Genomic DNA, 4,206 nt, shown 5'->3' on the forward strand with positions numbered 1-4,206 from the left:
TTAAAAAAACGCCAATACAGAAAATAGACAATGACCAGGGCTTCTTTTGCCTTTTTTTTCGTTTGGTAAATTTCTTAATATTTATAGCTAAACGACAACCGTCATCCCGCTACGAGTTAGCGGCTAAGAGATACCGCGAATGAATCGCGGAATGACGGTTCGTGGCGGTATATTCGTCATCCCGCTACGAGTTAGCGGGATCTCTTGTTAGCGGATGAGATACCGCGAATGAATCGCGGTATGACGTAGGGCTACAGGTGTCATCCCAGTGTCAAGCACTGGAATGACATCATAGGGGCACTGCCCACTGGTGGCCCAAACTACAACGTTCGTACAGTTGTGGGCGGGATGACGGTAACATGAATTACTTTAGCCATGCAATCAGGCTCCCTAAAAACACTTTATAGCTCTTGAGTATAAAAAAAATTCCTTTAATAATAAGGCATGCTGATCAGGAATTTAATAAAACAAGCGACTAAAGTAGGAAGCAGTGAAAATGTAATACGATATATTGAGTATCTCTATCAATTTGAGAAGTTTAGAAACACATTAAACCTCACTTTATCACTAATAAAACAAAATAGGCTTTCGTTTGAAATATACCAAGAGGGATTAGTGGATATGGAAGAGGGAGTGTGTAAGACAATCAGGTCTTCCGGTGAAAATAGATATGTTATTGTACTGAGGAAGTCAAACCCATACATTATAGTGCATGAACTTTCACATATGGTTGAAAATGAGCTTAACTTAAGCCTAGAGCAGGAATTTCTCCATAAGGTTTACCAGGATATTGAGCAGAATTTAAGGCAAGCAAATGTTCTTGTGCAGAAAATTATTAGCCAAGTTATATTTAAGGAGATACAAGCTTATCAAACTGCAAAGTCACGCGCATCTGAATTGTTTGCACGCTATTTTGAGCTATTTGCTTGGGCACAAGAGGTTTATCCTAAGGATAAAGAATACTTAATTCGCACTCAAGATTTAAACAAAGTGTTCCTTGCTACTGATCAATGGAAAAAGAGCTGCCTGGATCCACAAATGATGGATAGAATAGATAAGGAAATCAAGGAATACAGCAATAAAACCGCCACTAAAGACGTAACCAAAGTGCAAAGCAGTTGGACTAATAAATTTTCTCCTGGGGGCAAAAAAATTAGCTCCATATTTGGAGATGATGATTAGCTTATAGTGCAGGTTTTCCTACGTCATACCGCAATTCATTCCACAGCTGTACGAACATTGCAATTAGCAGGTAATTTGCGCAACAGACGGTGTCATCCCAGTGCTCCGACACTGGGATCCAGCCTTTCCATAATCATCAAAACGTCGTATTTTAACATAAAACAGCTACTTTTATACTCACCAACTTAATAAAATTTCTGGATGCCAGACTGGCATGACACCCTAGTGGTAGCACAATGTTCGTACAGTTGTGCGCGGTATCTCATCCGCTAACACGTAGCGGAATGACGGTTGTCGGTAAATCTTTTAGCTATAGAAGTTAACTTTGCAGTTAACTTCTATAGCATTTCAAGATATAGTTTTTATAATAAAGTGTTCGAATATACATGAAAACCATTTTAGCTGTTGAAACAAGCTGCGACGAAACTGCAGTAGCAATTGTAAATAGTGAAAAGCAGGTCCTTGCTCACGAGATTCTTTCTCAAACAGAACACAAAAAACGCGGTGGGGTGATCCCTGAAATAGCTTCACGTGCTCATATGGAGCATTTAAGTGGTCTAATAAAAAGCGCCGTGGAAAAATCTAACCTTAACTTTTGTGACCTCAATGCAATTGCAGCAACATCAGGACCAGGACTCATAGGTGGACTAATAGTTGGTACAATGATGGCTAAAGCAATTGCGCATGTAGCACAAAAACCGTTTATTGCAGTGAATCACTTAGAAGCGCATGCATTGGTTATTAAGTTGCTGCATGAGGTAACATTTCCATTTTTAGTCCTACTAATATCAGGTGGTCACTGTCAATTTTTAATTGCACAAGATGTAGGTAAGTATATTAAACTTGGAGAAACACTTGATGATTCGTTAGGGGAAGCATTTGATAAAGTTGCTAAGATGCTGGATTTAAGCTATCCCGGAGGGCCATTAATTGAAAAGTTAGCTAAAAAAGGCAATGGTGCAAGATTTAAACTGCCAAGGGCGATGATAAAACGCTCTGGATGTAACTTTTCGTTTTCTGGAATCAAGACAGCAGTAAAAAACTTAGTGCAGAAACTCGAAATGAGCGAACAAGATGTGTGTGATATGTGTGCTTCGTTTCAAGAGTGTATTAGTGACATACTGCTGGACAGGGTTAGTAATGCGATTATTATGGCCGAATCTTTAAATATCAAAATCAATGACTTTGTGATTACCGGCGGAGTTGCAGCAAATAATTTCTTGAGAGAAAAATTGAAAAAACACACAAACTTAAATATATTTTTTCCCCCTAATAACCTATGTACAGATAATGCAGTAATGGTTGGATGGGCAGGAATTGAAAGGTTACAGAAGAATTATATAGATCCACTTAATTTTGCACCAAGGCCAAAGTGGGAGTTGGAGAGTTATTAAAAACTCTCAATTCGTAACCGTTCTTCTAAGAAACTTCCTTAACTAGCTCCTCTTGTTGCACTAAAGTATAGCCAAATTCTCGTGCCTTTTTGATCAAATTTTTTACAGCTCTCTCCTTATATCGTGTTTCATAGTATTCCATTCCTTTTTCTACATATTCTTGTCCGTATTTGAGCATACTATAAAATATGCATGCTATTTTTCTTGCAGTAGCTGTTATTGCTTTTGGTGCTCCTAATCGTTTTTTTAATCTCCTGTAGTATGCACCCAATGAACTTTTACTATTTCCTACAGAATTAGCAGCCATTCGAAATGCATTCGCAGCACGATTAATGACTTTACGCGTTCTTGTGCTAAACACTTTTTCTCCTGTAATTTTATTGGCAGGGCTGAGTCCTAACCACGATGAAAAGTGTTTTTCTGTTGACCATTTATTATGGTTTATACCAGTTTCTGAAATTATAGTCTGTATACTTAGTATATCAAGCCCTGGAACTTTAGTAAAATCCATACCAGTTATTCGGTGCAGTTCCTCGTGCAAAGCAAAGTCAGGCTTACTTTTTCTGTGCTTATTCTTTTCCTTACTCAACTGTTTACTTTCGTTAGATTTTGTTTCAAACGTTTTGTAATAGACCTCAATATTTCTATCACATTCTGCTATTTTTTCTTGATAAATATTATATAGTTCAAATTCTTGCTTTAGCGTGAATACATGTTCCTCTCTATAATCGCCAGCTAACGCTTTTGCTATAGTAGACTGATCATTTTTTATTCGTGCATCCCTGAATTGAGCCAATTTCCCAGAATCTCTTTCGCCTTTAATTATAGCCTTGATAATTTTCATACCAGTTACTCCTGTTATATCTCTTATAACTCTATGCAGTTGTATATTCATTTGAATTAATGCCTTCTGCATACGCAGAACATGTGTAGATGCACTTTCAGTGAGGTTCTTACGTTGTCGCACGTAACTACGCAATACACATATCTGGCTATCTGGCCTAAATGACCCTTGGAGTAATCCATAACTATGTAGTTGTTGTAACCACTGACAGTCCTGAACATCTGACTTTCTCCCAGGTACATTTTTTACATGTCGCGCATTTACCAACTTAACTTCAAAACCGTAAGATTCCAGTATTTGAAACAAAGGAATCCAATATACACCAGTTGATTCCATCGCTACGGTTGTAACTTTACACTTTTTTAACCACCTTGCTAAATTATGAAGGTCTTCAGTGAAGCAGCCAAATTTTTGAACACGTTGCTCATCTCTTCTCTCGGGTATACATACATAATGTACAGCCGAACCAACATCTATCCCTGCTGCATCAGGATTCATTACCTCTAATTTACTTTTTGTCATTGTAATTGACCTCCTATAACTTATAATGAAGAAGTATTTAAGCTTGGGACGGTTAGATTATACAATCTTCTAATCGAGGTAGTCGTAATAGACTCCATCAGTGGTTTAACCGTTCCTCCAAAACCATGCTCCCAAACGGGCACTCTAGCACCATTGAGCGTCCGGTTATAACTGCAAAAATACTTCTTAATAAATTATATTTAAAAATTGTTATAGCACTGGATAAAATAGTTTCTTTCAGGTTTAACAAGATTTTTCCTTGTT

3 protein-coding genes are annotated in these 4,206 nt (G+C 37.6%); 2 read left to right on the top strand and 1 reads right to left on the bottom strand.

Annotation, left to right across the window (positions count from 1 at the left end; all coding sequences use genetic code 11):
- Positions 1-444 precede the first annotated feature (444 nt).
- Positions 445-1,182: a WD_0702 family putative metalloprotease gene (locus tag OZD67_RS01680; protein ID WP_182183678.1), complete on the top strand. Its 738-nt coding sequence runs from the start codon at positions 445-447 to the stop codon at positions 1,180-1,182.
- Positions 1,183-1,568: 386 nt separating this feature from the next.
- Positions 1,569-2,576 carry a tRNA (adenosine(37)-N6)-threonylcarbamoyltransferase complex transferase subunit TsaD gene (tsaD, locus tag OZD67_RS01685; RefSeq protein WP_182183680.1) on the top strand — a complete coding sequence of 336 codons (1,008 nt, stop codon included), beginning with the start codon at positions 1,569-1,571 and terminating at the stop codon, positions 2,574-2,576.
- Positions 2,577-2,601: 25 nt separating this feature from the next.
- On the opposite strand, the gene OZD67_RS01690 is transcribed toward tsaD, so the two are convergent.
- On the bottom strand, positions 2,602-3,948 hold the full coding sequence (locus OZD67_RS01690; protein ID WP_182184072.1) for an IS110 family RNA-guided transposase: 1,347 nt from the start codon (positions 3,946-3,948) through the stop codon (positions 2,602-2,604).
- Between the last annotated feature and the right edge of the window lie 258 nt (positions 3,949-4,206).

This window comes from Wolbachia endosymbiont of Drosophila nikananu (assembly GCF_028981865.1).
Classification (GTDB): Bacteria; Pseudomonadota; Alphaproteobacteria; order Rickettsiales; family Anaplasmataceae; genus Wolbachia; species Wolbachia pipientis_B.

Excerpts from the sequence above, each read along its gene's own strand:
- OZD67_RS01680 (WP_182183678.1), top strand. The coding sequence starts at position 445 with ATGCTGATCAGGAATTTAATAAAACAAGCGACTAAAGTAGGAAGCAGT.
- tsaD (WP_182183680.1), top strand. The coding sequence starts at position 1,569 with ATGAAAACCATTTTAGCTGTTGAAACAAGCTGCGACGAAACTGCAGTA.